This window comes from Psychromonas ossibalaenae ATCC BAA-1528 (assembly GCF_000381745.1).
Lineage (GTDB): Bacteria > Pseudomonadota > Gammaproteobacteria > Enterobacterales > Psychromonadaceae > Psychromonas > Psychromonas ossibalaenae.
On sequence record NZ_KB906989.1, the window covers coordinates 22,739 to 49,431 of the forward strand.

The window sequence follows — 26,693 nt, forward strand, 5'->3', positions numbered from 1 at the left end:
AAAAGGAGAAATACCATGACATTTAATCTTAAAAATATTTTCACTGTTGTAGGCTTGGCTTCAACACTGGCACTTGCCGGCTGCGGTGAAAAAGATGCAGTTGTTGATCAGAGTAAGATAACTATCGGTGTTATTGCCGGTGCAGAAGCACAAGTTGCAGAAGTGGCAGCCAAAGTAGCCAAAGAGCAATACGGTTTAGAAGTAAAACTGGTGACTTTTTCAGACTACATCACGCCTAATGCGGCACTGGAAGAAGGCTCTGTTGATGTCAATGCATTCCAGCACAAACCTTATCTGGACCAGCAGGTTCTAGATCGTAATTATAAATTTGCTGTCGCTGGTAATACTTTTGTTTACCCGATTGCAGGTTACTCAAAAACAATCGGCTCGCTTGCTGAATTAAAAGACGGCGATCAGATTGCAGTACCAAGTGATCCGACAAATCTAGGTCGTGCTTTACTGCTTCTTCAGCAGCAGGGTTTACTGCAGTTAAAAGAAGGTGCAGACCTGACAGCAACGGTACTGGATATTGTCAGCAGCCCTAAGAACTTAAAAATAGTTGAGTTGGAAGCCGCACAGCTGCCGCGTTCTCTTGATGATGTCAGCCTGGCGATTATCAATACAACTTATGCCAGCAGCATCAACTTATCACCAGAGCGCGACGGTATCTTTGTTGAAGACAAAGAGTCTCCTTATGTAAACCTGATCGTTGCTCGTGAGGACAACGTAACGGCTGAAAATGTAAAAGCATTTGTTAAAGCATACCAGTCAGAAGAAGTTTACACGGCAGCTAAAGAAATCTTCAAAGGCGGCGTTGTCAAAGGCTGGTAATTAACCAGGCGGAATACAACACTGCAAAGCTAAATTAAAAGGGTTTGAACTACTAGTTCAAACCCTTTTTTAATGAGCGCAATTATATGAATTAAGATAAAGAACTGCAGACTCTATTTCGCCCTGAATCTTTAGCTTGATAGAGATATGCATCGGCTTGTTTAAACATTGATGATTCATCATGGTAAGGCTGCTCAATAATGCTGCTGAGACCGATGCTGACGGTAATTGATAATGAACATTCTTTACAATTGAACTCTGTATTTTCAACCGTTTGACGCAGCTTTTCGGCGATTCTTAACGCTTCATCAATATTCGTATCAGGTAATAGCAAGGCAAATTCTTCACCGCCTACCCGCCCGAGATAATCAGATTTACGAACCTGGCTTTTGCAAATTTCCACAAACTTCTGCAGTACGAAATCACCACTCGGATGGCCGTAATTATCATTAACCAGCTTAAAGAAATCGATATCTAATAATAGTAAAACCAGATCATTTTTAGATTTAACGGCTTTCTGATAATCCAGCCTGAACAAAGACATAAACTGACGGCGGTTAAACGCCTTGGTCAGGCTGTCAATGGTTGCATGTTCGATTAATTCATTTTGTGTCTCGATCCGCGCTTCTAATATATTATTTGCATAGTGTGCCAGAGTAACAAATTCTGAATATTTTAAGCTGTCTTTAACAATGAGTTTATTTTTAGTCGATGCAGATTTGAATACATGGATAAAGCGCCGCATATCCCTTTCTAAGCTGTTTTTGAACCCTAGACCCACAATCAGGAATACGACTAATAAAAACAGCGTAATACTCATTACACCAAACATAATACTCTGCAGTGATTTATCCATTTCTGATTCAAAATGTGCAATATATAAGTCGACCTCCTCGGTATAGGTGCCGGAGCCCACTGTCCATCCCCAGGGGGAAAAGAACTGTACGTAAGAAGTTTTAGTCGACACTTTATCAGTGACAGGATTCATCCACGAATATTGTACAAAACCACCGTACTGTTCATTAATCACCTTATTAATACTGGTCAGTAATTTGTTACCGCTGGTATCTGAAAACTCGGAAATATTACGGTGCTGCATACTAATCAGTTCGGGATGCGCAATAAATTTGCCCTGATTATCATACACAAAAATATAATCAGAACTTTCCCGCTTGAAATTAATTTTATCGAGAATACTCTGTTTAGTACGCAGCTCAATATCAGACTCATATTCAAAACTGCCGATATACCAGCCGAGTGCTTTAAACTGTTTTATATAAATCAAAGCAGGCTGCCTGCTCTGGTCTGAGGTAATTAAATTTTCCTGCAGGAAAGCACGCCCCTGATGCTTGATTAAAGTGGTCATTTTTTTACTCAGCGGCTCTGAAAACTCACTTTTCTGCCCGCTTTTAGCGGTTCTTGAAATATCCAGCACAGGCGAACCGTCACTATTATAAATAAAATAATAACGCGGCTGGTCTCCGCCCCATCGAACGGGTGCTAATGCATTAACAACCGATTGTTTGATTTCTTCAAGTGAACTGTCTGCCCGGTTCTGAAAATAAATATTATCTGCAATTAATAATGCCTGTTCAACATGCTCCTGGAGGTCTGACTTAACCTGATTACGGTTGCTGTACCTTTGAAAGGTAATAAAATCGATCAGCTCCTGCACCTGGTCTTTAACATGTGTTTTTGTCGCTAATAATTGTGCATTACGAAGTTCATTAATTTGCGTTCGATGATCTGATTTAATCATTTCAATATAATAAAACGAAATTGAAACCGAAGAGGTGATTATTAAAACTAAAATCACCGCTGTAAATCTAGCCAGCAAACTTTTATTTTTTATTTTATCCACTTATTCACAGCCTGTTAGTTTTTAGCATGGATTTTGTGTCCGCTTTATATGGGCAGCAGCACGAAGTAATATAATAAATTAATTTGTCTGATATTTTCACTACGCAGGTCAATATTATTAATAACTGTTTGACTGCATTGACTATTCACAATGTCTGAATTTTTATAAGAGAATTTTAAAGACAGGCCGAGAGGTACAAAAAAAGCCGCAGAATCATCTTAAGCAGCTTTTTATCGATAAGAACTGTTTTACTTAGCTAGCTATTTTTACTTGCCTAGCTGCTTACCCCAGACATTACCCTGCAGGCTGACATGCACAGTAATTTCTTCCCTGTCATGGTAGAGGTGCTTAGCCTGAAGCTGGTAACTCAGCCCCGCTTCCTCAAGCATATCCGTTAATATTTTTAAGTCTTCAGAAGCTTCCTGATAACGTTTTTTCATCGGTAACTTCAAATTGAAAATAGTCTCTTTACACCATCCTTCAATTAACCATTTCGCCATCAGTTTCGCCACACGCTTAGGTTTTTCAATCATATCGCAGACTAACCAGTCGATGTTTTTACGCTCAGGTTCGTATTTAAATCCATCAACCATATAGTGCGTGACCTGACCGCTGTCCATCAGACTTTGTGCCATCGCGCCGTTATCAATACAGGTAACAAACAATCCACGGCGAACCAGCTGATAGGTCCAGCCGCCCGGACAAGCACCCAAATCAACAGCGCGCATTCCAGAGTGCATTCGTTCTTCCTGCTCTTCCGGTGTCAGGAAAATCTGAATCGCTTCATCAAGTTTCAAAGTCGAACGACTTGGCGCTTCACTTGGTGAACGTAAACGGGCAATACCCATGTAAAATTCGCTGCGGTTATGCGGCACAGAAAAACCGATATAAGCCGACTGGTTATCTAAAAAGCATAAGTGATAACATAGTTTTTTACGGTTTTCTTTAGCCGTTAAACTATTCTGTTTCTTTAATGCCTGACGCAGGGGGACGGTAAATTTACGGCAGAAAGTAAGCAGAGGTTTTGTTTCATCACCTTCAGGCGTTTCTACGTAAAGATCACCGCCTAGCGGCATATTACGCGTTACTTCTAAAATAGGAGTGATACGATCATCCAGCGGTAAGTCTTCTACAAACGCTTTTACCGCAATTAACTGGCGGGAAAAAATAAGCTGTTTATAGTTGATGCTTTTTAATAAACCTTCCACTTCTTCCGGGTTATAACACTGGTAAAAAACATAACCGCTGTTACGTTTAGTCTTCACAAAACCAAATACTTCTAAAGCGCCGGCTTTATCCTGTATTTCATTTGCACAGTCATTCTCAAAACCTGGACGACAATATAATAAAATTCCTAACATACTTACCTCTGTTCAGACACAGCTGAACGTAATCTTTAAATTTTGTAACAATGATGAATGAAATTATTTCATTTGCCCGTCAATGCATTCTCAAACCCAGGACGACGACAATATAATAAAATTCCTAACATACTTTGTTCAGACACAGCTGAACGTAATCTTTAAATTCTGCATTTCCACGCAAAGCATAGGAATGAGATACAACGAACTCTATTCAAGTCTGCATTCCCGCGCGGAGCATGGGAATGAGATACAACTAACTCTATTCAAGTCTGCATTCCCGCGCGGAGCATGGGAACGAAATAACCAACTCTGGTTAGTCTGAGCTTTTAATATTCTTATAACTTAACAAACTCAGCATCAGTAACAGCCATCCGGCAATCAGCATCAGCCCGCCGATTGGCGTTATCGCCCCGAGGATCTTAGTCCCGCTTAATACATATAAATACAAACTGCCGCTGAAAAAACAGATACCTGTTACAAAAGCAATTTTACTCGCTATTAATAATCGGCTGGAGATAAAAACAGACAGTACACTTACCGCTAATAAGGCAATGGCGTGCAGCAGCTGATAAGTTACAGCTAACTGAAAGTATTCAACCTGTGCGGGAGTCGCCCAGGTGCCTAAACCATGGCTGGCATAAGCACCGCAGGCTACGCCTGACGCGCCGAATAACGACGCGATAATAATAAACAAACGTGTTGTGTTACTGATATACGGCTTATTGATAACAATTACTCAGTGTCAATAATATCTAAGCTTTTTGCCAGTTCGTCCATCTGTTTCATCTGTGACAGGAATGGTTTCAGCTTATCAAGAGGAAGCGCACACGGGCCGTCACACATAGCATTAGCAGGATCTGGATGAGACTCTAGGAACAGACCGGCAATGCCCTGTGACATACCGGCTAAACCAAGTTGTACCACCTGACTGCGGCGGCCGTCAGCACTATCGCTGCGTGCACCTGGTTTTTGTAATGAATGCGTTACATCGAAAATAACCGGGTAGCCGGTTTCTTTCATGGTGCTGAAACCCAGCATATCAACAACCAGGTTGTTATAACCAAAACAGCTGCCGCGTTCACACAGGATGATCTCATCATTACCTGCTTCATTAAACTTAGTAATGATATGTTTCATTTCATGCGGCGCTAAGAACTGTGCTTTTTTCACATTAATAACCGCGTTAGTTTCTGCCATTGCTTTAACAAGGTCAGTTTGACGGCTTAAAAATGCAGGTAACTGAATTACGTCCACCACTTCAGCAACAGGTTTTGCCTGATAAGGTTCATGAACGTCGGTAATGATCGGCACATTAAAGGTGTTTTTGATCTCTTCAAAAATACGCAGACCTTCTTCTAAACCTGGACCACGGAAGCTGTTAATTGAAGAACGATTCGCTTTATCAAATGACGCTTTAAAAACATAAGGAATATTCAATGCAGAAGTTGCTTCAACATAGGCTTCAACCATTTTCATTGCTAAGTCACGAGACTCTAAAACATTCATTCCGCCGAACAGTACAAATGGACGATCATTAGCGACGTCGATATTGCCGACTTTTACTATTTTCTGGTGCATAACCAACTCTCTTATTTTAATGGATTACTTGTATATTTGTATCGAGATTCATCTGTTCAATCTGCTGTTTCAACAAATTTACAATCGGATCTTTCGGGTATTGTTCAATAAAGAACTCAAAATCTGTACGCGCTAAATTAAAACATTCCAGCTGCTGGAACAGGAAGCCGCGATCTCTGACTTCATAGGCATCTTCCGGTTCAATACGCAGTAAAATATCACAGCAAAGCAGCGCTAATTCCAGCTCATCAGCCTGAATATAAGCCGCTTTAATGACGTTTACTAAGCGCATGATAATGGTTTTATTATCATCGGGATTAAGCATATCCAGCGTTAGACGGGCATGATTACCAAGCTGACCGCGCACTTTCAGTTCAAGCAGCTCCCAGGAAGGTAATTCACCGGTAAACGGGTCCAGATACACCACTTCATTTTGTAAATTAATACGGATGATAAATCCACTTGGAAAACAGATCCCATGAGCATCAAACCCGCACTCATTTAAAAAATCCAAAGCCAAAACACCTAAACTGATTGGAATACCTTTACGGCGGGCCAGTACTTTAGACAACAACGCATTTTTTACTTTAAAAAAGGCTTTCCAGTCGCCTTTAAAATCCTGCTGCTGATAAAGAATATCCAGTAACTTATGCAGTTTAGCGCGATCCGCTTCAGCAAAACCTGCTAGTTTAGATTTAATCACGATATGCTGCAGATTAAGGTCATCTTCGAACTCTTTGACATTAATACCAGTCAATTCAGATTCAACAGCAACTGCAATCTGGATAAGGGAATTTTCGTCAAAATTAAACTGAGCATCGATCTGCAGAGTGTCTGCTTCATTATTAGAAATTTTAGTCACGTTTTAGCCCACCATTAAAATTGCTTGTTTGGTCATCGCAAGCTGTCCAATATATACAATCCAGCCGAATGCGCCGATGAAAGTCATAAACTGCATTCTTGTGCGCGTTTTTTCATTTAATGCAACGTGTACCATCACTACATAGGCGGCAAATGCGCCCAGTTTCTCTAATACCCAATAGCTGTGCTCCTGCAGCGGATTAACCTGTAAAACCCCCATTAAGGCCACACCTAACAGCAGAACGGTTAAATTAGTATGCAGCAGTACTTTTTTAAATACTGCTTTTTTAGCATTAGCATGCTTAGTTCTTAACCAGTAAAAATTTAATACAAAAAGAACAACCGCAAGCAATATAAAAATTAAATGGGTATGTTTTAAAATTGTGTACATTCATGTCTCCTGACGTTTATACGTCATCTCTTATTTGAAAACAGCCATGGTAATACGATCGTTACCACCATAATCTTTTTTAGTCTGAACCTGTGAATAGCCGTATCCGTTTAATATTTCACGTACCGCAGCCCCCTGCTCAAAGCCATGTTCAATAATCAACATGGCCTGTTTTTTCAAATACTGCCGAGCCTGCTCAGCGATTAAGCGAATATCCGATAACCCTGACTGTTCTGCAACCAGCGCAGATAAAGGTTCAAAACGAACATCCCCCTGCTCCAAGTGATGGTCGTTTTGATCGATATAAGGTGGATTACTGACAATCAGATCAAACTCACCGCCGACATCTGCGAACCAGTCACTTTGTTTAAAGGTCACATTCGCCATCTCTAACAGCTGTTTGTTTTCATTCGCTAAAGCCACGGCATCACGGCTGAAATCTATACCTAAACACTGTGCCTGAGGCAGTTCACTGGCTAATGCTAAAGCAATTGCGCCGGTGCCTGTCCCTAGATCTAATATATGCGCATCCTGCGGACAAAACTCAAGCGCAGTTTCTACTAATATTTCCGTATCTGGGCGCGGAATTAACGTTGAATTATTCACTTTAAGCGCTAACGACCAGAATTCGCGAGTACCGGTCAAATGTGCAACAGGCACCCCGTTAACCCGCTGACTGATTAACGCTTCAAAGCGGCTTTTCTGTTCACGTGTTAAATCCCGCTCAGGCCAGGTCATCAGATAAACTGTTTCCTTAGCGAGTACAAAAGCTAACAGGACCTGTGCGTCTAATAATGCGCTGTCACTGTTAACTAATGTAAATTCTGCCCAGACTAATGCATCATCTATACGCAATTAGAAATCACCCTGTGCAAGTGCTGCTAATTTATCCGCTTGATCTTCTTGTAAAATCGGATCCAGCAGCGCATCCAGTTCACCTTCTAACACTTCATTTAGGCGGTAAAGCGTTAAGTTAATGCGGTGATCACTTACACGCCCCTGCGGATAGTTATAAGTACGAATACGCTCGCTCCGGTCACCGCTGGCAACCAGGCTGCGGCGGATCGTCTGCTCTTCAGCCTGATTCTTTTCATCTTCCGCCTGCTGCAGACGTGCTTGTAAAACCGACATCGCCTGCGCACGGTTTTTATGCTGTGAACGCTGATCCTGACATTCTACTACTGTGCCCGTCGGTAGATGGGTAATACGGATAGCAGAATCGGTTTTATTAACGTGCTGACCACCCGCGCCCGATGCACGGAAAGTATCAACTTTTAAATCAGCCGGATTAATTGAAATAGCGTCGGCTTCTGGAATCTCAGGCATCACTACAACAGTACATGCTGAAGTATGGATACGCCCTTGAGACTCAGTTTCTGGTACACGCTGTACACGGTGACCACCAGACTCAAATTTCATAATACCGTAAGCGCCGTCACCATCAATTTTAGCGATTAACTCTTTATAGCCGCCCTGTTCACTGGCATTGGTATTCATCACTTCCATACGCCAGCCTTTTGTATCAACGTATTTGCTGTACATACGGAACAGGTTGCCGGCAAAGATAGCGGCTTCATCACCACCGGCACCCGCACGAATCTCCAGATAACAGTTACGGTCATCATTAGGATCTTTTGGCAGTAATAATATCTGTAAATCATCAGATAATTTTTCGACTGACTCTTTTGCTTCTTTGATCTCCTCTTTTGCCATATCACGCATATCAGGATCGTCATCTTCCATCATCATTTCAGCAGCTTCTAAATCTTCAACCGCTCCCTGGTAAGCCTGGAAACACAGCACCACAACTTCCAGCTGTGAATACTCCTTAGTTAGTTCGCGGTATTTGTTCTGATCACTAATTGTATCCGGATCGCCAAGCAGTGCCTGAACCTCTTCATAACGCTCAACAAGCCCTTCTAATTTGCTTACAATTGATGCTTTCATATTTGTTCTCTTCTTGTTTTATATTCTTTGCGCTTAACCAGACTTAAAAAGGCCCGACTAAGAAAATTTATTATTGTTATAGCGGTGACGTTTTGTCACCCGAGGGTAAACTTATTCATCTAAATTGAGTCCTAAGGCAGATCGTAATATCTGCAGCTCATTATCATCACCCGAGCGGCTCACCTGCGTTAACGCCTGACTTGGATGATGAATTAATTTATTGGTTAATTTAAACGCGAGTTCTTTTATTACCTTTTCCGGCTCACTGCCGTTGCTTAATGAAAGACTCGCTCGTTCTAATAACTGATCCCGCAATACCTCGCTGTTATTACGGTATAAACGAATTGTTTCAACCGCTTTTAGAGACTCCATCCAATGCATAAAATCATTGATGCAGCCCTCGACAATTTTTTCAGCTTCAATGGCGGCTTCTTGTCTTGCCTGTTTATTTTCTTCAATAATGCCGTGCAGATCATCAACGCTGTAAAGATAGGCGTCATTTAGCTCGCAGACTTCAGCTTCAATATCTCGCGGTACTGCAATATCAATAAATAACATCGGCTGATGACGCCGGGTTTTTAAAGCCCTTTCAACCATGCCCTTACCAATAATAGGAAGCGGGCTTGCTGTTGATGAGATAATAATATCAGCATCCGGCAGGTGATTAGGGATTTCACCCAAAGTAATTGCCTGTGCATTAAACTGTTCAACCAGTTCCATAGCTCGTGATAATGTACGGTTGGCAATAGTAATATTAGGAACTTCATGCTCAACTAAATACTTGCCCACCAGTTCAATGGTTTCACCGGCACCAATTAATAAAACCCGGCTCTGTGATAAATCACTAAAAATCTGTTTGGCTAAAGAAACCGCGGCAAACGCCACGGAGATAGCATTGGCACCGATCTGCGTTTCAGTCCTAACTCGTTTGGCCACAGTAAAGGTCTGCTGAAACCATTTATTAAGAATTTTATTAATGCTTTTCGCCTGACCGGCTGTCGCAAAGGCTTGCTTTATCTGCCCGAGTATCTGCGGCTCTCCCAACACTAGCGAGTCCAGACCGCATGCAACACGAAACAGATGCTGCACAGCCTGTTCATTACTGTAACAGTACAAACTCTGGCTCAATTCACTTTCAGCAATATCGTGAAACAAGCAGAACCATTGAATCACTTCCTGACAGCTTTCCTGATTCAGACTGCAGTAAATCTCAGTTCGGTTACAAGTGGAAACGATCACCGCTTCCTGCACAGAACTTTGCGCTAATAACTGCTGGTAAGCATCCAGTAAAAACTCGGGTGCAAATGCGACTTTTTCCCGCAGTGATACAGAGGCAGTCTGATGATTAATTCCTAACGCAAATAGAGGCATTCAATAAATTCACAACACAAATTAAAACGATTTATACGAAAGTGGGAATTCTACGGACATTTAGGCAATATATAAAGAAATCGATTCGTCACAGCCATATTAAAGCTGTTTTTTTCATATATTAGTGTCTAACTGTGAACGAACAAAACAGAATCAACAAATATCTGTCGTTATTTTTTTACAAGTCAGCGTGCCTTGGGTATTATCGACGCTCTGTATATCCACTCACTTGAATTAAGATGTTGTTAAAACCATGCTTATTAAAAAAATCATAACCCCATTATTTTTAGTTTTCTCTCTGTCGGGATGTTCATTTCTTTACGATACATTTGTTTATCAGATTGACGTAACCCAAGGTAACTATATTGACGATGAAAAAGTAGACCTGGTCGAAATAGGTATGACACAAGAGCAGGTTATCTTTATTCTTGGCTCTCCGATGTTAATTGACCAGTTTGACTCATCAAAATGGTATTACATTCGTTATATCAAACCCGGCGCAGAAGAAATTCAGCAGCATCAGGTTCTACTGACATTTGAGAATAAAGTACTAGTAAGTATGGAAAGGGAAGATACAATCGAAAACAATCCTCTACTTAAGTCAGGGCGTAAAAAAGCACCGAAACCATCGACGGAAAGCTCTAAAGGCGATACCGGCGAAGAAGCAAGATCTCCGGCTCCGATTATCGAAGACTAGCGGATAAACCACACTCAAAAAAAAGGGCAGATAACTAAACGGTTATCTGCCCTTTTTTTATCTATTCAAATAGTTTTTTATTTAGCAGTCATTTTAGCGGCCCGCAGTTTACGCATCTCTTTCGGATCAGCGATTAACGGCCGGTAAATTTCCACACGATCTCCGACTTTCACGACCGAGTCTAATTTCTCTGGGCGACTAAAAATCCCCACTTTTGCATCACTCACTTTAATTTCAGGAAAGTGCGCACAAATTCCTGAAAGTACAATAGCTTCTGAAATAGTACAGCCCTCTGAAACTAAAACAGACAATAATACCTGCCGGTCCGAACGACCGTATACAACTTCAATCTCGAATAAATTATTCATGCTTTTCCTAGCGGATCCCGTAAACAACTTTAGCGCGGTTTGAAAATGATTTTACCATAGAGCCGACTAACTCATTAAAAATACGTCCAAATGCTAATTCCACCAGTGAACTGCTAAACTCAAACTGCAGATCTAAACTTACTTTACAGGCTTTTTCATCAAGCGCAGTAAAGGTCCAGCCGCCGTTTAAATGCTTAAAAGGCCCTTCAACCAGTGCCATTATAATACTTCTGCCTTTCACCAGGGTATTTTCGGTGACAAAGGTTTTACTAATGCCGGCTTTGGATACCTGTACCGATGCCTGCATAGCACCCTCACTACTCGACAAAATATTTGAATCAACACAACCAGGCAAAAATTCAGGATATGAAAGTACATCATTAACTAAGTGATACATTTCATCTGCACTGTACATCAGCAGCGCACTACGGGATACGTGTGCCATTTGCCCTCCACACTAAAAAAGACGTCATATTACACCATCAATCCGCTAAGAAAAAATATTTCCCTATTTTCAGCCATAAATCAGCAACTTTTACACAAATGAAATAGCAATTTGAAATTGTCACTTTATAATACGAGGCTATGGCTAAGAAAAAATCAAAAACTAAAAACAACGAAAATACGATTGCACGCAATAAACGTGCTAGTCACGAGTACCACCTGGAAGAACGCTTTGAAGCGGGTCTAGAATTACAAGGCTGGGAAGTGAAATCGTTACGCGCGGGTAAAGCGAATATTGCCGATAGTTATATTTTCCTGAAAAATGGAGAAGCATGGTTATTAAACGCAACGTTTCCCCCGTTAATTGCAGCATCATCACATGTAGTATGTGATCCTCTGCGTTACCGTAAACTACTACTTAAAAGACGCGAACTCGACAATTTAGTCGGTAAAGTGGAACGTCAGGGTTACTCTATTATCCCAGTCTCTTTATACTGGAAAAAAGCCTGGGTTAAAATTTCCTTTGCATTAGCAAAAGGTAAACAAGACCACGACAAACGTACAGATGTAAAAGATAGAGAATGGAAAGTGCAAAAAGAACGCATGATGAAGCACAGCGTTCGATAAACAAGCAGTCAACTAACAAGATGCAATGTAACGCTATCTTGTTGTTGAATGTTTTGTTAAACTTATTTCGTTAGACGATGTCATACTAATTGTCTAGTGTTATACCTGTGGGGATGATTTAGGACTCGACGAGATTCTTGAAACCCAAGGTGCATGCCGAGGTGACGGCTGGCCTCGTAAAAAGCCGTCAAAGTTATAGTTGCAAACGACGATAACTACGCTCTAGCAGCTTAGGCTAGCTAGCCTTCCACCCACGTTTCTCCTATGGGCAGGGATTCGGAAGGTCATTCACATTTGGATAGCGAGGGAACCTTGTTCGAGGGTGAACCGCGAAATAGTATCGGACTCGCTCTTTGCAATCCTGTCTGTCGGAGTGTCGAGAGTTAACTAAAAGATAGACTAAGCATGTAGTACCGAGGACGTAGGTTTTTCGGACGGGGGTTCGACTCCCCCCATCTCCACCACCTACAAGGCCCTGTAATCAATAGGTTACAGGGCCTTTTTCGTTTTAGTGACCACATTCTGTCCACCCTCAAAATTTTAAGTCACTTTATAACTCCCCGCAGAACTTCCAGAAGTAACCGGCACTTGTGCATTTCCTGTTATTTCATCAACAACTGCATTAGCAATAGCTTCAGCAAATTTACTCGCCATCGCAAATTCACCATCAAGTACAAAGCCCTGGGCTTTTAACTCTGTTTCTAATTTTTCTTTTAATGAAGATTTACTGAGCGCCATTTTATTTCCCTGAAAAAACGGTGGTTGATACATCCACATGTGGGCTACCTGTAAACGGACAAATAGTTGCCCCAGTACAGATACCTGCCCCGCCATTTAATTTTATAGTTGCAGCGTCCTGGGTGATGTTTGCCGCAGTGATGCTTAAATCTTTTTCTATTGTTTGAATTTTATTACCCATCACTTTTAATTTGTCGTCCAGGGTAACCACCACATTACGTAGTTTTCCAATGGTTGTGATGAGCTCTCCGGCAGTCGCCACCTGCATATTACCCAGTGAGCCGAGTGTTAAATCATCACCGGCTAATAAATCGATTGCACCCAGGGCTTCAATGACCTTTTGCCCGATAATCTCTTCAATACTGTGCTGACTAATAGTGAGAGTGTGTTTACCGAACTTACCCTGGTATTCATCGGCTTGGTGATGTTGTTTAAATGCTTGTTGGTTTTGGTGCTGGTCGGTTTGCTCGGTTGTATTACCTGCTGCGTCTGTCTTTTTACTGACTTCATTTCGCTGCTGTTGTAACTGTTCGCCTGGCTGTATATCTGGTAACGCGTAATCTCGGCCATAAACACCACGGATAATAGGTAAATCGTTCCGGCCATAAGCAAAGGCGATTTCAACAATGGTCCCTTCAAGTGGATAAGCCAGTAAACCTGACTCGTGGCCAGACATATGCACCGGCATCGGAATTGATTTATAAACAGGTACATTTAAATCTGCCTGCAGGGACTCGGTCAGCAGTTGAATATCGATTGCATAACGCGGACGGAATGGATCGGCTATTTGTCCTGCGCTGGCATTATCTCGCACCGCTTCAACGCGCCCAAACTTAGGCAAATGGTTTTGCGTGGCAAGCTCCGGAAAGTGTTTTAGTATCTCACGCTTTTTAGCCGGCACACTATTGGTTTGAGGTTCCCAGTAGGCGGTCATCTCATCGCCGATTAAATCTAACCGGGTAAGGCGTTTTTCAGTTAACTTTTCATCTTTGATTAAAGCGCCCGGTCGAAGCATTGGAAATGGAGCAAAAGTCATATTATCGCCGTTGGCCCTTGATGATAAATCCAGCGGCACGGTGACCGGCTTGCCATAGAACCGGCAGTCCTGGTAAGCACTGATATGCACGTTTTGGTCAGTATGTTGAAACCAGACTAAATCAGGCACCTTAAAAGCACGACCGATTTGCTGCAGACACTGGTATCCAGTTCCCTGGCTGACAAAGTTCGGGATTTGTTTATCGGTGTAATCCACTTCTTCCGGCAAGATAAACTGCAGTCCTGTTTTTTCGCCCAGTGCCGTTAATACTTCCCGCATAGTGGGGTGTTCAATACTCAGTGGCCAGCGGTTACTTAAAATGCCCACATTTTCTTTTACTGTGATTTTATAGTGCCCGTTCTCTGCAGGTTGGACTTTTTCAATATACCCTTCAAGAAATGGCTTTAAGTTACTTTCATAACCGATATCAAAACGCACGGCCTGATGGGGTTCAGGTATAAATGTATCGGCAAGGGTAAAAATCGCCACACTGCCCAGGGATAATTTCAGACTGACCATGTGCGAGGCTAATGTTATTTCCTCACCGGCGATATAAAGACGTTTTTCTAATTTCATAGGCCCGTTTCTTCTGCATCTTTAAGCGCCTGTTGATGGCGAGTATTTTGCTCCTGCGTAGCTTTTGTCTGCTCTTTTTTACGGTTTTCTTTCTGCTCAGCAACGCCGTTATACTCACGCAGTTCAAAAGAAACATTCCAGGCTAATAAGCTGTCATGCTCAGTGGCATTAATACTGCCGGTGAATTTTGCCTGCCTGATTTTTAATGCAAGCGCCAATACATTACCCACACGGTAAACCTGGCGGTTATCATGTTTATCCTTTGCCGAGGCGAGTTGATACAGCAGGGTTAATATCCATAAGGATTTAAACGGAATAATCCCGGCAACGGATAGTTTCTTACCTTTATCCCCCTGCTCTGCCGTATCCGTGCCCGATGACTGCCCGCTCATGTCCTGGTCTTTAAGCTCCATTGACATGCCCACTGTCATGGCGTCGAGCTTTACGATTATTCCGTTTAAGCTGAGCATAATAACTCCTCAAAGAATGTCAGTGGTGCGGCACTAAGCAGTAAACTGGCAATGGTATGTTGATTATTACCCGGTGCCGACGCTTGGCTTAACTGGGCGGCAATACTTTCCGTGCTTCCACTGAGAGACATACTCCAAACGCTGCCGGTCAGGTTTTTCAGTGCGTTAACGGCCTCGCTTATTTCTGCCAGCTTGCTGGCACGCTTAGTAGCTAAGACTTGTAATTTATCAATGACGTGATTTTTATCGTGGGCTAATGATTCAAGCGTCGCAACCTGCGCCCCTTGGTAATACAAGGTTTCTCGAAGAGGGCTCGCGTGTAAACTGCCTGCCGGTTTAAAGCGGGGCTGGCTAATAGATGCAGGCTGAAATAACTTATCCACTGATTGTGTGGATAACGCAGTGGACTGTCTGGCGACTTGTCCCCAATCAGGTAAAGGGAATACGCTCACCAGGTTATTTAAGACAGACGCAAACTGATTTAACTGCGATTCACTGACCATAACAGCAACACAATAAAGTTGCCCTGCAGGGCGGTTTTTATCAACCTGGTCACGCAGTTTAGCAGCCAAACAGCTAACCGCTTGTTGTGGATTAAGGTAAGCACCGGACGCCTGCTGATCACCGACTTGAAACTGATAAGGTGAAGCTGTTAATACTACCCCTTGAGTTAATAACAAATCTAAATCATCGCGAAGCCCTAGCAATGCTTGTGCCTCAACGCTTAACGGGTGGCGCGTGTAATTCGCATCACTGATTAAAGGCGTTAACCGAGCAGTGGCCTCATCCATTATTGTACCAACTTCTGTGGTCACCGTTTCAGCATCCGTTTGAATAGACTGAGCAACGCTTGGCCATGTGAGTGGTGAGTTAACCCAGTTCATGCTATCTCCGGTAAAACCGGCCTGCCGCACTCAGGAAAATCATCTTGGAGCAGGTATTCATGAAGTAATTTACGCGCCATTAATAACGCGTAATATTCCCTTTTGCTATAACGGGTAATGCGCAAAGCTGCATACTTATCTGGAATGTGTTTATCTTGAAGATAAGCGTTTAACATCTGCTGGATTACTGTTAACTGCGCAGTCTGCCACTCTTTTTCTTTTTTAATCCACACAGGCCGGTGGCGTATTTTGTCATATAGCCAGGTGCCGGTGATCTCATCCCAGGAATCAAACTCTTCTCGCTCAAGTAACGTATGCGTATCAGGAATAGGGCCTATCTTTTCAATTAAATAATCTTCCCCTCTATCACGGCTTTTTGCATAGGCCATTTTCCCACGGTGGTCTTCTATTAATACCCACCCCTGCATTATCAATCGAGCAACAACCCCTTCAGATACTTCCGGTGGCGGCGTAAATGTATGATTATCAGGTAAATCAAAATTAAAATCACTGACTAACAGCTCATTGGCTTTACGGTCCCAATAGGATTTACCCAGCTCAATATCATAAACCGTCCATTGCTCATCTTGATAGAGAACGGTTTGAGTATCACTATCATGACGTGGAGGCGCTTCTGTAATAGCACCTTCAGGATAATAACCATCGGGCTCACCGATATAGTGCTTTTGGCCATGTTCGCTGTAAAACTCAAAGAATGTTTTATCTTCAATCTCATCCTCCCATGACTGCTTACCAACATTGTATCTAGCCGTCATGCCCGTTTTTGAAGGTGTATATATATCTTGAATACAGTCTGCCCCCAATGACGTACCAGCCACTACATACTCATCTTGGTTTTGAATCCACCATCCACTTAACGCGATACGGGAAACCGACACCACCGCTGATTCATTAAAAAATACTGTCATTATACTAGCCTCACTATCCAGTTGAATTTACGGTTTTTGATGGTGTTTTCTGTGCTGCCGAATGATGCAATCAACAGGGTATGCGCATGAGAGCCAATGGGAATACTATGCGTATGTCCAGAGTGCGAGCTACTGGCAATAAAGCTGCCACTCGATAATTCAGTTTCTTGTACGTAGCCACCCATTCCATTGTCATCATTCCCACCGGTCATAGAATGTAAGTGGGCTCCGTCAAGCTCAGCCTCTTTAGTGCCGACATCAGTGCTGCCGACTGTTGAGCCCTCATGAGTATGGGAAATAACCTGATCTGCTTCATAAGCAAGCACTAGCTCTTCATCGGTTTTACCGACAACAGCAAGCCCCCTCATATCATCTAAAATACCAGTGGGGTAAGCCTCAGCAGTTTCAGGGTAAAGGTCAACATCAAATGCCTGCCCTTTCATCACGACAAAACCCTCCGGCGGTGTATCCGTTGGCCACGGCAGAGGGACACCGACAGGGCAAGCTGAAGAGCTCGCCAAGTCATAGGCAGCTTTCACTGCGCTGGGAGTGGCGGCTAAGACCGTACTTGTTGAGCTAATGGAGGTCGATAACTGCACCGCTCCTTTTTCTGTCGTTGATGCATCAGCAATTGACAGCGTTCGGTCAGCAGATAAATCACCGCCTCCCAGCAATGGACTGGTTGTGGCGATAGTGACTGTCTGCGCGACTTTACCGGCGGCGAGGTCGTAAGCGGATTTAACCGCACTTGGTGTGGCCGCTAAGGCAGTGCTTGTAGAATCAATGGCAGTCGATAACTGTGTGGCGCCATAAACTGTGGTGCTGGCAACCACATAAGTCCATTTTTCATTCGCAACACCTAGCGCTTCAACGCCTTTGTCATAGGCCGTTTTTACCGCCGTGGCAGTAGCGCTTAATATACTTGAGACTGTCGACACGGAATCGCTCAACTGCACCGCACCTTTCTGCTCAGTAGTACCGTCATCAATTGACAAGGTTCGGTCAGTAGATAAATCACCACCTCCTTGTAATGGGCTGGTTGTTGCAATAGTTGTTGTTTGACCCGCTTGACCGGCGGCAAGGTCATAAGCGGATTTAACTGCAGTCGCTGTCGCTCCCAAGGTACTCGATACTGTCGATACTGAATCAGTTAACTGCACCGCACCTTTTTGCGCAGTTGTACCGTCATCAATTGACAGAGTTCGGTCAGCAGATAAATCCCCGCCCCCTTGTAACGGGCTGGTTGTTGCAATAGTTCGACCAGCAAAGGCTTCACTGATTTTGTTAGCAATGCCGCGCCAGAACTGCGCTAGTTTCACATGCTTACTCTCGATTGACTCCTCATCAATATCACTGTCAGTGGCAGCGTTATCCTGCCGTTCGAACGAAGGGGAGCCACCTAAAAAACGTGTATCGGTGATATTGCCTTCTTCATCAATCTCAGCAATGTGCGTCACGTAATGCGCATATCCATCTTCATCAATATAATCAACCAGATCGTCTGTCGATGAAATAAGTTTAACCACAGTGCCCCACTGACTGGTCACCAGCCCCTGCCAGCTGGCATCCACATAAATTCTGCTGGGCATTAACACATCAATAATAGGCATATCGGTTTTACTAGCGCAGCGCAGGCCCCCTACATACCCGACACCTTTCGTGGCGGTGTAAACCGTTAGTGCATTGTCCGTCACCTCTTTTTTAGTTACCTTAAATCCGTCATTGATAAAGGAAGCAGCGTAATAATGGTCAACATTGCTTAAACGCGCAGCGTCATCGATACCGAACAGGCGTGCGGTAAAATCAATCTGCCAAGTGGATGCATCAACATGAATTTCAGTCAGCTGTTTTGCGCCGCTATAACTCATCATGATTGAGCGGGTGATGGCATTACCGTTCTGCTCACCGATAATCGTTTTTAGTTTATGAACGATCGGGATATGACTGATAGCAGCCAGTACGTCTGAGCTTTTATTGCGCAGTCCAATCCAGTTAAAATCAAAGTCGCCGATGCTGGTATCCATTATTAATGAATAAACCACCGCATTAGGATTGACATAACCTGTCTGGCTGACATCACTGATAAATACAATATGCTCTTCATCCGGCAGCCCTTCTTCTGGGTCAACCGGCACGCTCGGATCTTGCCCTGGTATATTGGCCAGTACAAACTCATCAAGTATAACCGGCAGGCCTAATGCTTCCTGCTCCGCTTTATACGCTTCAAACGCAAGTGTAATAATGGTGTTTGACATGCTCTTCCTCTACTTTGCTATTCTTCTAATATTGCGACGTGGCATTGATGATCCCAATCCATCGGTGCCACGCTCATTTCTAGGCAAACCGGAGCAATCACTTCAAATTCATAGCGCCGACATGTTCGTCCGTAACTCCTGATAATTTCATCCAATAAAGCAGCATCTTCGGTCAGCTGAGAATCATCAACACGTATTGAGATAATGTCCCAGTCACGCCCAGGTAACCGCTCATCAATTTCAATAAAGCCCACGCCTAAACGCTCAAAAATCTGAATAAATCCGGCAACACTACCGGCATCTTTAGCATTAACGACCGCATATTTAACCCGAATACGAAACAGGGAAAGCGGCTCATCCTCAAAACGGCTGATATCTCTGTCCCACGCCATTAAATTAAGCATGGATTCACTGCAGGTTAATGCATCCGCCTGATGCAATGGGAAGAGCAGCCAGCCATTGATTAAACGAAAAAACTGATGAACACCTTTTGATAAAAAGTACGGCTCGACTAACTGCGGTGATATGGTTTTGCCGTCCTGCCACCATGGAATAATGCTTTTGGGTAATATCGGCAGTTTCTTTAACATTACATCTCCTCGCTAACAGATAAAGTGCTTAGCCTCGGCTGCTCTAGCGCGCTGATAATGTCCTGCTGCACTTCGCCGTCAACGATGAATAATATTGATGTAACAGGCGCCATCGCATTGTGAATTTCACGGCCCATCTGCGATAAACTAAAACGGCTAAGCGGCAGCGTGCGGGTCATATCAGTAAAGCCCTCTGTTTCACGAAAAGCAGCACGAATGCGCTGCTCAACTTCCGTGAGTTGAATAATGGTTTCCTGCTCTGTTAAATTTTCAACCAGTACCACGGTCGCCGTCACTTCATGGTATTTATCCGGGATAGCCTCACAAATCATGATATCGCCGTGCCCGTGGTGGCCATCATTCATAATATGCTGATTCAGTTCATCAAGTGTCGCTTGGGGTGTTTCCCCTACTTCCATTAAAATATAAGCAATGGCAGAGCCTGGCGTAATATCGCCGGTGTTTAAAAAGAAAACATGATCGCTTCTAATACCGGCCACACTGGCAATAATGGAGCGGTAGGCATCATCAATATGCCAGCTTCCGGCACTGGTAAAGGCATTCTGAAGTCTCAGTGCCAATGCCTCATCGGTTTCAGCGTTCGCGCCCAGGCGGGTTATCCAGTCAGCTTCATTAACCGCGGCGATAATGCCAGGGAGCTCTACGGGAATAATATTAAAATACCCCGCCGGTAAGTTATATGCACTGCCGGCCTCTACTGCCTGTGTCAGTACCTCGCCGGTAAGTTGCCCTGCATCAACCACCGTGTCGCTTAACACCTGCACCTGGTATATCACCCCGTCAATCGGTAGCGTTTGAATAATTGCCCCTTGCACAATCGTCACGGCATCATCTGCATTAGCTTTAGTAAAAGTGATATTCCCCTGCGTTTTTTCCGCTTCTTTTACGCTGACGTTAAGCTCCCAGGCTTTAAGCTCAAGTGCCCACCGCGCTGCAGTGGCGACAAACATATTCGGCAGTACAAAACCGGCTAACAACCCTCGGACAAGCCACACCGCAGGCGTGACAACAGCCGCCCGTACCCAACTCCAAAACGGCGACATCTGCGAGTCATTAGAAAGGTGACAGCCTGCATCAACCACTTCTGTCTGCAACTTTTCTGCAAGCGCCTCGGCGCTGGTCGGAATACCAGCCTCATTTAATATCTGCTCAAAATCAGCGTCTGGTCGTTGATTCATCTGTTAACCCTTATTTCCCCAGTCGGCCCATATTCATAGGCATCGGCTGTTAATATTATTTCGCCGGCTTGCCGCTCCGTGGCCGTTGCACTACCGGGCGTGATACGAATATCCAGCTCGGTTAACTGCTCTATCTGCACCAGTACATCAGCCCGTAAGGCCGGGTTTCTTTCACCAATTAATTCACGGGCGAGTCCCGACTCCATAATGGCGTGTTTAATATCCTGCGAGATGCTGTACAAATCACTGCATTCCAACGGCTGCTGTCCCGCATCTATTTCCCAGCCGCCATTCATTACTTGTAAATCAATGTACTTTTTATCCGGCATTGAGTTCATCCCACTGCGCTAACTGATCCGGTGTAAATGCATTTTGTGTGGTGATAAACACATCGCCATACTGGCGCGTGACCGTTGGTTTAGCTTTATTAACGGTCGTGACATTGGATACCATCCCTTGAGGTAACTGTGTTTGATTTTGCGGCAGCTGATAAGGCGTAACACTAGGCAGTGACTCATCAGAAGTTAACGAGGTATTTTCAAAGGCAGGCATTGCGTCCATGGTATCCACCACCGGCGACGTGACATTCACCGCTTGAATCTGCTGGGCAATATCAACATCAGGGGTGCCAGGCTGCGCGAACGACGACATTTCAGACGCTGACGGCATCACAGGCACTTCAGGGATAAGCGGTATTTTTGGTGTTTCAGGCATGAACGGCTGTGCAGTGTTTTCCATCATTGGCACAGTTTCAGGCGCCGTAAAAGACAACATGGGAGGCACTTCACCGGCCTTTATCTGACTAGCTGATGTCAACGCAGGCGCTTCAAGCTCCGGTGAATCAATTGAGGCCATGGCAGGGCTTAGCGGGGGAAGCTCTGTCTGCGTGACCATTGATAACATGGCGGGTATCTCTGTGGTTTGCGCTTGTTTTTCAATATCAATACCAGGTGCCTGCGGCAACTCGCCCGCTTTAAAGTCGATATCAACACCCGGCACTTTATTAAGCATACTGATAACCCAGTCAATGGTATCTGCTAAGTATTTGAAAACCGCAGTATCACCAAACGAGGCTTTAAGCTCATCCCACCAGTAAATGGCCGCACCTACGATGGCTATCAAAGCAACAAATCCTGCCACTACCCAGGTGATGGGGCTAGCCCATAATGCAGCGTTAAATAACCAGGCTGATGCGGTCATTAAAATGGTTTGAATGCGAAGCAGTTTAAAGACGCCGCTTAATGCCGTCATTGTCAGTGCCCAGCCGGCTGACATCATCTGCCCGATACCCATAGCAAGCGACAACACTGCCACCACACCCGCAAGGGAAATACCAGCAATGGCTGCATACCCCATGATTTCACCTAATATCGGGAATTCATGGATCCAGGTAGTCAGCACCGTAATACCATCAATCATTGATGCAACAAGCGTATTGATTGACGGTAGTACAGCGCCAAACACAGAAGCGCGCACCGCAAAGAAAACAGCCTCTAAACGTTCCCACTGGTCAGTCATGGACGCAGCCATTTCTTCGGCTTTGCTCATTCCCTGAACCTGCCCTAATGCGTCAATGTTTTGAGCAAGACCTGCGGTATCTGCCATCAGCAGTTTAATCATGCCAACGGCTTCCTGCGTGCCGAATGCCTTAGTCAGCTCTGCTGATTCAGCCACACTGATAGTCTCGCCATAACGTCCCTTTAACTGTTCTAAAATATCAATCATCGGCAGCATCTGTCCCTGGCTGTCCGTAAAGCTCATGTTTAATTCATCTTGCGCTTTGGCAACACCATTTAAAAATGCACGGTATTTTGTGCCTGCTTCACTGCCTGACATGGTCGCTTGTAATGTACCAAGTATCGCCATCTGCTCGTTCATGCCGATACCCACAGAAGTCGCTTCTGCGCCAATACTGGTAAATGCACTGCTCATCTCAGCGCCTGTTGTTTTAAACATCTGCACCGCACTGGCCGTCATGCCGGCAACCTGCTCAACCCATTCCCCCCTCCCCATTTCTGCAGCTTGATTTTTAAAGATGCCGTACATGGTGCCCATGTAATTGGTAATGGTGCCCGTATCCGCTTTAGTCGCGGCCGCCAGTACCCCTGATGCTTTTGTAAATTGTGATAACTCATCACCGCTAAGCCCTGCAATGGCAGATTGAATATCATAGGAAGCAGCGACAAACTCTTCAGCGGATTTACCGTATTCGACAGAGAAATCAAGCGCCGTCGCCTGCAGCTGCTTTAATGCTGCATCGGTCACCCCCAACGATTTGACCTCCCCAATTTTTCTGTCCATTTCAATGGCCGGCATTAATGCATTTTGAATAGCAAAGCCTGCCGCCACCAAACCTGCACCACCACTGGCCATATTAGCCATGCCCTGACGACCGGCATCAACAGTGGTCTGCATTTGCGCAGTGATCCCCTGCAGAGGTTTAGTTACCTGGTCAATCAGTGCCACGGTCATTAACAATCTGTCTTGAAAACTCATTTTTTAAATAATTTTCCTATGGCATTAGCGACGGCTATTTCTTGGCGTTTATAAAGGTGTGTGTCTAACCACATGGCGCGAGCAAGGTTTTGCGGCTGGTCATCCTCATTGGGCAGAAGATGACGACGCAGGGTGAGAGCTTGTTCATAAGGGTTTTTATCAATTCGCCCCACCCGCTCGGTTAGTTTTTTAAGCTAACCTTAATACCGCCCTTAGCACCTTTGTTAACTTCCATGAACAGCTCCATGATTAATCCAGGTACCGTGTCTAATAGTTCAATTAACGTGTCTTTCTGCAAACTGTCGACCGTACGCGTTAAGAAGGTATACGCCGGGGCGACTTTGTTATCCGGCATGAGCTCATTGGTGTAGTTGTTATGGTCAGTTACGGTAGGCGTGAAGTTAAGCTCAGTACTGCCGACTCTGACGACGATAATTTTTTTTGCTGTATTTACTGGTTTCATGCGTTCTCTCTTCTGTTTAATGTTTCATAAATTCGGTTAAATCCCGTTTCCATCTGACGCTCTAGGCGCTCTGCATGGTCTTTGAACTCATCTTTCGTCACGTAGCTTTCTGCTACATGTGTTTTAAACTCAGATATTTCTTTGTTTAATGAAAAAAACTTAGCAATTAATGTGGTCATCAATACCGTGACAAACATCGCCACAGCGATAAATGCTTTGATTACCGTCGGATCCATCACGTCTCCTTTTGTGGCTGGGTTAAAGGCACTTCTTTTAGCCGTTTTCCCTGCAGTGATAAAACGATGTCGTCTACAGTTCCCTGCACAACATCATTGGAAGATAAGCTTTTTAAGGTTTCTAGCCCCCCAATAATCAGGCGGGTAACAAAGCGTTCAGCCATCACATTCCACGCCATTTTAAACAGCATTCCCTGCAGAATTTCCCAGATTGTTTTACCTAAAATAGAGATTAAAAAATGCATATTGACTCCTTACTAATCTTTGATAATGGTTAATTGCGCAGGCAAGCCGCCAAGCTCATTCATGAGCACATCAAAAGCATCGCCTGAATGCGTCACACACCATTCATCATCCAAAAATCCAAAATCAAGCCCCGGTGACAGACAACCAAGCAACTCTGAGGGTTTATTGGCCGGGTGAATCAGGCAGGCAGTACGCAGACTTGGTCCGTCAATCGTCACGCCTAATGTAGCGGCAACCAGCGCATAACAGTCGCCATACTTAGGGCTGTTATGCGGCACGATTAAATAACTTCCCTCCGGTACACAGGATTTAAAGGGCTCGTTATTACGCCATTCTCGCTCAACCATGCGACAGACTTTGCTGCTGTCTGCGCGGTGCATCGTTGAGTAAGTCCCGTGCTCAAAGTAACGCCGTTTTAAAATAAAATGTTTCATCAAATCCCCTGCTCGGACAGCGACTGACAGCTAACACATAACTGACAACCTGGTACTGCAAACCGGCGGGCTGCCGGGATAGCTTCATCGCACAAAGTGCAGTTGTGTGCACTGGTAATAAATGTGTTTTTACTGCTCTGTTGATGACGATTAATGAGCCTTTGTGTCTGGGCCATTTCATGCTCACTGGCGCGGTCTAAATCATCCATATTTAAAAGAGGCCCCGCGTATCATTTTCACTCAAATAGGGAATACCGTTAATACTGACAAAATGCGGACTGGTGACAAAGCCTTTGAGTTTACGGGTGGTTTTATCCGCGCTTTCAGGATCAACACTGATTAAATCTGAGATAACCAGTTTCACGCCGTACAGCTCAACCTTGTCTTCATCGCTGCCGTTGTTTGCATAGAACTGGCAGTCATGCGGGGCAATTTCCCGCCAGCTTCCTGCCTCGCGGGCCTTTTGCTGGAGCTTACGAAAGTTGTTTAAATCCAGCTCATATTCTGTTTCACACTGGGCGCTGCCGTCGGTGTAACCATCTGTTACCCCGCGAGTCAGTGCCACGGCCGATTCATCACTAATGGTGGCCGTCGCCGACTTCACATGCACCATGACGCCAAGAATCGTGACGTCAAAATTACGACCGGTAAATCTCGCAGTCATCGGTTATTCTCCTATCCGTTGATTAAGCATGATGCCCACGGTAATTTTCACCGGGCATTCATAAGGGGTGACAGCCATTAGAATTTCTATTTCTTCGCTGTTAATCCAGGTGATAGTAATGTCCTCATCCAGAGGCGGTTTAATCTCGCCTGGAAATACATAATCACCAATGATGGTACTGACCGACATCTCACGTAAATCCTGGCTGAAATACAGTTTTGCAGAGGCGATACTGCCGGGGGTGGAATTAAGCTCTCGGTCTCCTAAGCGCGCAATAGCTCGGATGCGGACTTTACGGGCAGCCTTCATTGCAACGCGGATATGGCGGATATCTTGAAAATCCCCGCCGGCCACATCAAGCGTGCGCCCTGTTGTCCAGTACTGGCCGTCATAGTCTGGATACCACATCGGTACCGCATAACGGTTTGATTCGAGTGTTTTTAAATAGGCAAGCTCTAACGGCGCCCCGTCAACATCAACGGCAAGCTCTGTGCTGCCTAATACACTGCCGGTTTTAACGCGAGCTGGAGAATCGGCAATGGATACTTCTTGATTGGCTAAGCGACCGGCATAAATGCCAATGGTTGAACTGTCGGTATGTACCAGCGGGACAACCGTCACGTATTCACTGGCCACCGAATCCTGCATGGAGACAGTAGCAGTTACCCACTGCGACCAGGTCTGCCCGCTCTCATCACTGGTATCAATGTAAGGGCAGCAGCAGATAGCGAAAGTTTCGCGGCCAAGTTTGGCTTTTAATTCATTGCGTAAAGCGGCTGCATCTTCAAAGAGCTTTTTATCTTCCGCTGGAAAGTCTAAAACAAAGGCCTCAAAGCTCGATGTTTCATTGGCTTTACTGACCGCATCCTGCCAGTTATCCCCCTCTTTTAAAATCATGACGCCAGCGGTCCAGCCTTGCTTGCCGTTAAGCTGCGCTGCTTTCATCGTGGTCATCAATGAGCACCCCGCATCACTCAGGGCTTCATCTAAATCACTGCTGTTATCAACCATGATAAGGTCGCGTTTTGCCCCTTCGTTTACATCACCGTAGCCGACAAATAAAAAATGAAATTCAACGCCCGGGATTGACCCGTTCATCATATTAGATATGTTAATAATAACTTCTGGAAACGCCAT

The 26,693-nt window shown here is 44.4% G+C and carries 32 protein-coding genes and 1 other RNA gene; 4 read left to right on the top strand and 29 right to left on the bottom strand.

Annotated features, from left to right (window positions below; translation table 11 throughout):
• The first annotated feature begins 15 nt into the window (after positions 1-15).
• Positions 16-831, top strand: coding sequence for a methionine ABC transporter substrate-binding lipoprotein MetQ (gene metQ / locus G327_RS0112210; protein ID WP_019615066.1), 816 nt, complete (start codon positions 16-18; stop codon positions 829-831).
• Positions 832-922: 91 nt separating this feature from the next.
• Here metQ and G327_RS0112215 read toward each other — a convergent pair whose 3' ends face one another.
• The 9 genes from G327_RS0112215 to hemA all read right to left on the bottom strand — a co-directional run bounded on the left by G327_RS0112215 (position 923) and on the right by hemA (position 10,204).
• Positions 923-2,692: a sensor domain-containing diguanylate cyclase gene (locus tag G327_RS0112215; protein WP_019615067.1), complete on the bottom strand. Its 1,770-nt coding sequence runs from the start codon at positions 2,690-2,692 to the stop codon at positions 923-925.
• 266 nt (positions 2,693-2,958) lie between these two features.
• The gene (gene rlmM / locus G327_RS0112220; RefSeq protein WP_019615068.1) at positions 2,959-4,053 is read right to left on the bottom strand and encodes a 23S rRNA (cytidine(2498)-2'-O)-methyltransferase RlmM; all 1,095 of its coding nucleotides are present in this window, start codon (positions 4,051-4,053) and stop codon (positions 2,959-2,961) included.
• 316 nt (positions 4,054-4,369) lie between these two features.
• Positions 4,370-4,750, bottom strand: a complete 381-nt coding sequence (locus tag G327_RS0112225; RefSeq protein WP_019615069.1) for a DUF423 domain-containing protein — start codon at positions 4,748-4,750, stop codon at positions 4,370-4,372.
• Positions 4,751-4,788: 38 nt separating this feature from the next.
• Positions 4,789-5,634, bottom strand: a complete 846-nt coding sequence (gene kdsA / locus G327_RS0112230; RefSeq protein WP_019615070.1) for a 3-deoxy-8-phosphooctulonate synthase — start codon at positions 5,632-5,634, stop codon at positions 4,789-4,791.
• Positions 5,635-5,650: 16 nt separating this feature from the next.
• Positions 5,651-6,496, bottom strand: a complete 846-nt coding sequence (locus G327_RS0112235) for a SirB1 family protein (protein WP_019615071.1) — start codon at positions 6,494-6,496, stop codon at positions 5,651-5,653.
• 3 nt (positions 6,497-6,499) lie between these two features.
• Positions 6,500-6,886: a SirB2 family protein gene (locus G327_RS0112240; RefSeq protein WP_019615072.1), complete on the bottom strand. Its 387-nt coding sequence runs from the start codon at positions 6,884-6,886 to the stop codon at positions 6,500-6,502.
• A 30-nt stretch (positions 6,887-6,916) separates the two neighbouring features.
• Positions 6,917-7,741 (bottom strand): peptide chain release factor N(5)-glutamine methyltransferase, encoded by an 825-nt coding sequence (gene prmC, locus G327_RS0112245; protein WP_019615073.1) that lies wholly within the window; start codon positions 7,739-7,741, stop codon positions 6,917-6,919.
• Positions 7,742-8,833 (bottom strand): peptide chain release factor 1, encoded by a 1,092-nt coding sequence (prfA, locus tag G327_RS0112250; protein ID WP_019615074.1) that lies wholly within the window; start codon positions 8,831-8,833, stop codon positions 7,742-7,744.
• Positions 8,834-8,944: 111 nt separating this feature from the next.
• Positions 8,945-10,204 (bottom strand): glutamyl-tRNA reductase, encoded by a 1,260-nt coding sequence (gene hemA / locus G327_RS0112255; RefSeq protein WP_019615075.1) that lies wholly within the window; start codon positions 10,202-10,204, stop codon positions 8,945-8,947.
• A 253-nt stretch (positions 10,205-10,457) separates the two neighbouring features.
• Between hemA and G327_RS26065 the strand changes: the two genes are divergently transcribed.
• Complete coding sequence (locus G327_RS26065; protein ID WP_019615076.1) at positions 10,458-10,901, top strand: outer membrane protein assembly factor BamE; 444 nt, start codon at positions 10,458-10,460, stop codon at positions 10,899-10,901.
• Positions 10,902-10,978: 77 nt separating this feature from the next.
• Here the strand turns inward: G327_RS26065 and G327_RS0112265 are convergent, their stop codons facing one another.
• Together G327_RS0112265 and G327_RS0112270 are read right to left on the bottom strand one after the other, a co-directional pair.
• Positions 10,979-11,269, bottom strand: coding sequence for an RnfH family protein (locus G327_RS0112265; RefSeq protein WP_019615077.1), 291 nt, complete (start codon positions 11,267-11,269; stop codon positions 10,979-10,981).
• Positions 11,270-11,276: 7 nt separating this feature from the next.
• Positions 11,277-11,714, bottom strand: coding sequence for an SRPBCC family protein (locus G327_RS0112270; protein WP_019615078.1), 438 nt, complete (start codon positions 11,712-11,714; stop codon positions 11,277-11,279).
• Between the two features lie 140 nt (positions 11,715-11,854).
• Here G327_RS0112270 and smpB point away from each other — a divergent pair, with 140 nt between their 5' ends.
• Together smpB and ssrA are read left to right on the top strand one after the other, a co-directional pair.
• Positions 11,855-12,340, top strand: coding sequence for an SsrA-binding protein SmpB (gene smpB / locus G327_RS0112275; RefSeq protein ID WP_019615079.1), 486 nt, complete (start codon positions 11,855-11,857; stop codon positions 12,338-12,340).
• A 109-nt stretch (positions 12,341-12,449) separates the two neighbouring features.
• Positions 12,450-12,804: a transfer-messenger RNA gene (gene ssrA, locus G327_RS26520) on the top strand.
• Between the two features lie 76 nt (positions 12,805-12,880).
• On the opposite strand, the gene G327_RS0112280 is transcribed toward ssrA, so the two are convergent.
• Genes G327_RS0112280 through G327_RS0112365 form a run of 18 tightly spaced genes read right to left on the bottom strand, consistent with a single transcriptional unit; the run spans position 12,881 to position 26,693 of the window.
• Entirely contained in the window at positions 12,881-13,078 is a 198-nt protein-coding gene (locus G327_RS0112280; protein WP_019615080.1) for a hypothetical protein, read from the bottom strand.
• Between the two features lies 1 nt (position 13,079).
• Positions 13,080-14,690, bottom strand: a complete 1,611-nt coding sequence (locus G327_RS27350; RefSeq protein WP_019615081.1) for a hypothetical protein — start codon at positions 14,688-14,690, stop codon at positions 13,080-13,082.
• Complete coding sequence (locus G327_RS0112290) at positions 14,687-15,160, bottom strand: baseplate complex protein (RefSeq protein ID WP_019615082.1); 474 nt, start codon at positions 15,158-15,160, stop codon at positions 14,687-14,689. Before G327_RS0112290 ends, G327_RS27350 begins: the two co-directional genes overlap by 4 nt.
• Positions 15,148-16,044 carry a hypothetical protein gene (locus G327_RS0112295; protein WP_019615083.1) on the bottom strand — a complete coding sequence of 299 codons (897 nt, stop codon included), beginning with the start codon at positions 16,042-16,044 and terminating at the stop codon, positions 15,148-15,150. Before G327_RS0112295 ends, G327_RS0112290 begins: the two co-directional genes overlap by 13 nt.
• Positions 16,041-16,973, bottom strand: a complete 933-nt coding sequence (locus tag G327_RS0112300) for a hypothetical protein (protein WP_019615084.1) — start codon at positions 16,971-16,973, stop codon at positions 16,041-16,043. The genes G327_RS0112295 and G327_RS0112300 overlap by 4 nt, the downstream gene beginning before the upstream one ends.
• Positions 16,973-19,228, bottom strand: a complete 2,256-nt coding sequence (locus G327_RS26070) for a tail fiber protein (RefSeq protein WP_019615085.1) — start codon at positions 19,226-19,228, stop codon at positions 16,973-16,975. Before G327_RS26070 ends, G327_RS0112300 begins: the two co-directional genes overlap by 1 nt.
• Positions 19,229-19,245: 17 nt before the next feature.
• Positions 19,246-19,818 carry a phage tail protein gene (locus tag G327_RS0112310; RefSeq protein ID WP_019615086.1) on the bottom strand — a complete coding sequence of 191 codons (573 nt, stop codon included), beginning with the start codon at positions 19,816-19,818 and terminating at the stop codon, positions 19,246-19,248.
• Positions 19,818-21,017 carry a baseplate J/gp47 family protein gene (locus G327_RS0112315; RefSeq protein WP_019615087.1) on the bottom strand — a complete coding sequence of 400 codons (1,200 nt, stop codon included), beginning with the start codon at positions 21,015-21,017 and terminating at the stop codon, positions 19,818-19,820. The genes G327_RS0112310 and G327_RS0112315 overlap by 1 nt, the downstream gene beginning before the upstream one ends.
• Entirely contained in the window at positions 21,014-21,346 is a 333-nt protein-coding gene (locus G327_RS0112320; RefSeq protein ID WP_019615088.1) for a DUF2590 family protein, read from the bottom strand. Before G327_RS0112320 ends, G327_RS0112315 begins: the two co-directional genes overlap by 4 nt.
• Positions 21,336-23,513, bottom strand: coding sequence for a phage tail tape measure protein (locus G327_RS0112325; RefSeq protein ID WP_019615089.1), 2,178 nt, complete (start codon positions 23,511-23,513; stop codon positions 21,336-21,338). The genes G327_RS0112320 and G327_RS0112325 overlap by 11 nt, the downstream gene beginning before the upstream one ends.
• Entirely contained in the window at positions 23,510-23,686 is a 177-nt protein-coding gene (locus tag G327_RS26860; protein ID WP_019615090.1) for a DUF6890 family protein, read from the bottom strand. The genes G327_RS0112325 and G327_RS26860 overlap by 4 nt, the downstream gene beginning before the upstream one ends.
• An 8-nt stretch (positions 23,687-23,694) precedes the next feature.
• Positions 23,695-23,976, bottom strand: coding sequence for a putative phage tail assembly chaperone (locus G327_RS0112335; protein ID WP_019615091.1), 282 nt, complete (start codon positions 23,974-23,976; stop codon positions 23,695-23,697).
• Complete coding sequence (locus G327_RS0112340) at positions 23,973-24,212, bottom strand: hypothetical protein (RefSeq protein ID WP_019615092.1); 240 nt, start codon at positions 24,210-24,212, stop codon at positions 23,973-23,975. Before G327_RS0112340 ends, G327_RS0112335 begins: the two co-directional genes overlap by 4 nt.
• Positions 24,212-24,457: a hypothetical protein gene (locus G327_RS0112345; RefSeq protein WP_019615093.1), complete on the bottom strand. Its 246-nt coding sequence runs from the start codon at positions 24,455-24,457 to the stop codon at positions 24,212-24,214. The genes G327_RS0112340 and G327_RS0112345 overlap by 1 nt, the downstream gene beginning before the upstream one ends.
• Before the next feature lie 12 nt (positions 24,458-24,469).
• Positions 24,470-24,892, bottom strand: a complete 423-nt coding sequence (locus G327_RS0112350) for a DUF5675 family protein (RefSeq protein ID WP_019615094.1) — start codon at positions 24,890-24,892, stop codon at positions 24,470-24,472.
• Positions 24,892-25,101 carry a TraR/DksA C4-type zinc finger protein gene (locus tag G327_RS0112355; protein ID WP_019615095.1) on the bottom strand — a complete coding sequence of 70 codons (210 nt, stop codon included), beginning with the start codon at positions 25,099-25,101 and terminating at the stop codon, positions 24,892-24,894. Before G327_RS0112355 ends, G327_RS0112350 begins: the two co-directional genes overlap by 1 nt.
• Before the next feature lie 2 nt (positions 25,102-25,103).
• Positions 25,104-25,556, bottom strand: a complete 453-nt coding sequence (locus G327_RS0112360) for a phage protein (RefSeq protein WP_019615096.1) — start codon at positions 25,554-25,556, stop codon at positions 25,104-25,106.
• Positions 25,557-25,559: 3 nt separating this feature from the next.
• Positions 25,560-26,693 carry a DUF2586 domain-containing protein gene (locus tag G327_RS0112365; protein ID WP_019615097.1) on the bottom strand — a complete coding sequence of 378 codons (1,134 nt, stop codon included), beginning with the start codon at positions 26,691-26,693 and terminating at the stop codon, positions 25,560-25,562.

Coding starts and splice junctions, on each gene's coding strand:
- metQ (WP_019615066.1), top strand. CDS start 16: ATGACATTTAATCTTAAAAATATTTTCACTGTTGTAGGCTTGGCTTCA.
- rlmM (WP_019615068.1), bottom strand. CDS start 4,053: ATGTTAGGAATTTTATTATATTGTCGTCCAGGTTTTGAGAATGACTGT.
- kdsA (WP_019615070.1), bottom strand. CDS start 5,634: ATGCACCAGAAAATAGTAAAAGTCGGCAATATCGACGTCGCTAATGAT.
- G327_RS0112240 (WP_019615072.1), bottom strand. CDS start 6,886: ATGTACACAATTTTAAAACATACCCATTTAATTTTTATATTGCTTGCG.
- prfA (WP_019615074.1), bottom strand. CDS start 8,833: ATGAAAGCATCAATTGTAAGCAAATTAGAAGGGCTTGTTGAGCGTTAT.
- hemA (WP_019615075.1), bottom strand. CDS start 10,204: ATGCCTCTATTTGCGTTAGGAATTAATCATCAGACTGCCTCTGTATCA.
- G327_RS26065 (WP_019615076.1), top strand. CDS start 10,458: ATGCTTATTAAAAAAATCATAACCCCATTATTTTTAGTTTTCTCTCTG.
- G327_RS0112265 (WP_019615077.1), bottom strand. CDS start 11,269: ATGAATAATTTATTCGAGATTGAAGTTGTATACGGTCGTTCGGACCGG.
- G327_RS0112270 (WP_019615078.1), bottom strand. CDS start 11,714: ATGGCACACGTATCCCGTAGTGCGCTGCTGATGTACAGTGCAGATGAA.
- smpB (WP_019615079.1), top strand. CDS start 11,855: ATGGCTAAGAAAAAATCAAAAACTAAAAACAACGAAAATACGATTGCA.
- G327_RS0112280 (WP_019615080.1), bottom strand. CDS start 13,078: ATGGCGCTCAGTAAATCTTCATTAAAAGAAAAATTAGAAACAGAGTTA.
- G327_RS27350 (WP_019615081.1), bottom strand. CDS start 14,690: ATGAAATTAGAAAAACGTCTTTATATCGCCGGTGAGGAAATAACATTA.
- G327_RS0112290 (WP_019615082.1), bottom strand. CDS start 15,160: ATGCTCAGCTTAAACGGAATAATCGTAAAGCTCGACGCCATGACAGTG.
- G327_RS0112295 (WP_019615083.1), bottom strand. CDS start 16,044: ATGAACTGGGTTAACTCACCACTCACATGGCCAAGCGTTGCTCAGTCT.
- G327_RS0112300 (WP_019615084.1), bottom strand. CDS start 16,973: ATGACAGTATTTTTTAATGAATCAGCGGTGGTGTCGGTTTCCCGTATC.
- G327_RS26070 (WP_019615085.1), bottom strand. CDS start 19,228: ATGTCAAACACCATTATTACACTTGCGTTTGAAGCGTATAAAGCGGAG.
- G327_RS0112310 (WP_019615086.1), bottom strand. CDS start 19,818: ATGTTAAAGAAACTGCCGATATTACCCAAAAGCATTATTCCATGGTGG.
- G327_RS0112315 (WP_019615087.1), bottom strand. CDS start 21,017: ATGAATCAACGACCAGACGCTGATTTTGAGCAGATATTAAATGAGGCT.
- G327_RS0112320 (WP_019615088.1), bottom strand. CDS start 21,346: ATGCCGGATAAAAAGTACATTGATTTACAAGTAATGAATGGCGGCTGG.
- G327_RS0112325 (WP_019615089.1), bottom strand. CDS start 23,513: ATGAGTTTTCAAGACAGATTGTTAATGACCGTGGCACTGATTGACCAG.
- G327_RS0112335 (WP_019615091.1), bottom strand. CDS start 23,976: ATGAAACCAGTAAATACAGCAAAAAAAATTATCGTCGTCAGAGTCGGC.
- G327_RS0112340 (WP_019615092.1), bottom strand. CDS start 24,212: ATGGATCCGACGGTAATCAAAGCATTTATCGCTGTGGCGATGTTTGTC.
- G327_RS0112345 (WP_019615093.1), bottom strand. CDS start 24,457: ATGCATTTTTTAATCTCTATTTTAGGTAAAACAATCTGGGAAATTCTG.
- G327_RS0112350 (WP_019615094.1), bottom strand. CDS start 24,892: ATGAAACATTTTATTTTAAAACGGCGTTACTTTGAGCACGGGACTTAC.
- G327_RS0112355 (WP_019615095.1), bottom strand. CDS start 25,101: ATGGATGATTTAGACCGCGCCAGTGAGCATGAAATGGCCCAGACACAA.
- G327_RS0112360 (WP_019615096.1), bottom strand. CDS start 25,556: ATGACTGCGAGATTTACCGGTCGTAATTTTGACGTCACGATTCTTGGC.
- G327_RS0112365 (WP_019615097.1), bottom strand. CDS start 26,693: ATGGCGTTTCCAGAAGTTATTATTAACATATCTAATATGATGAACGGG.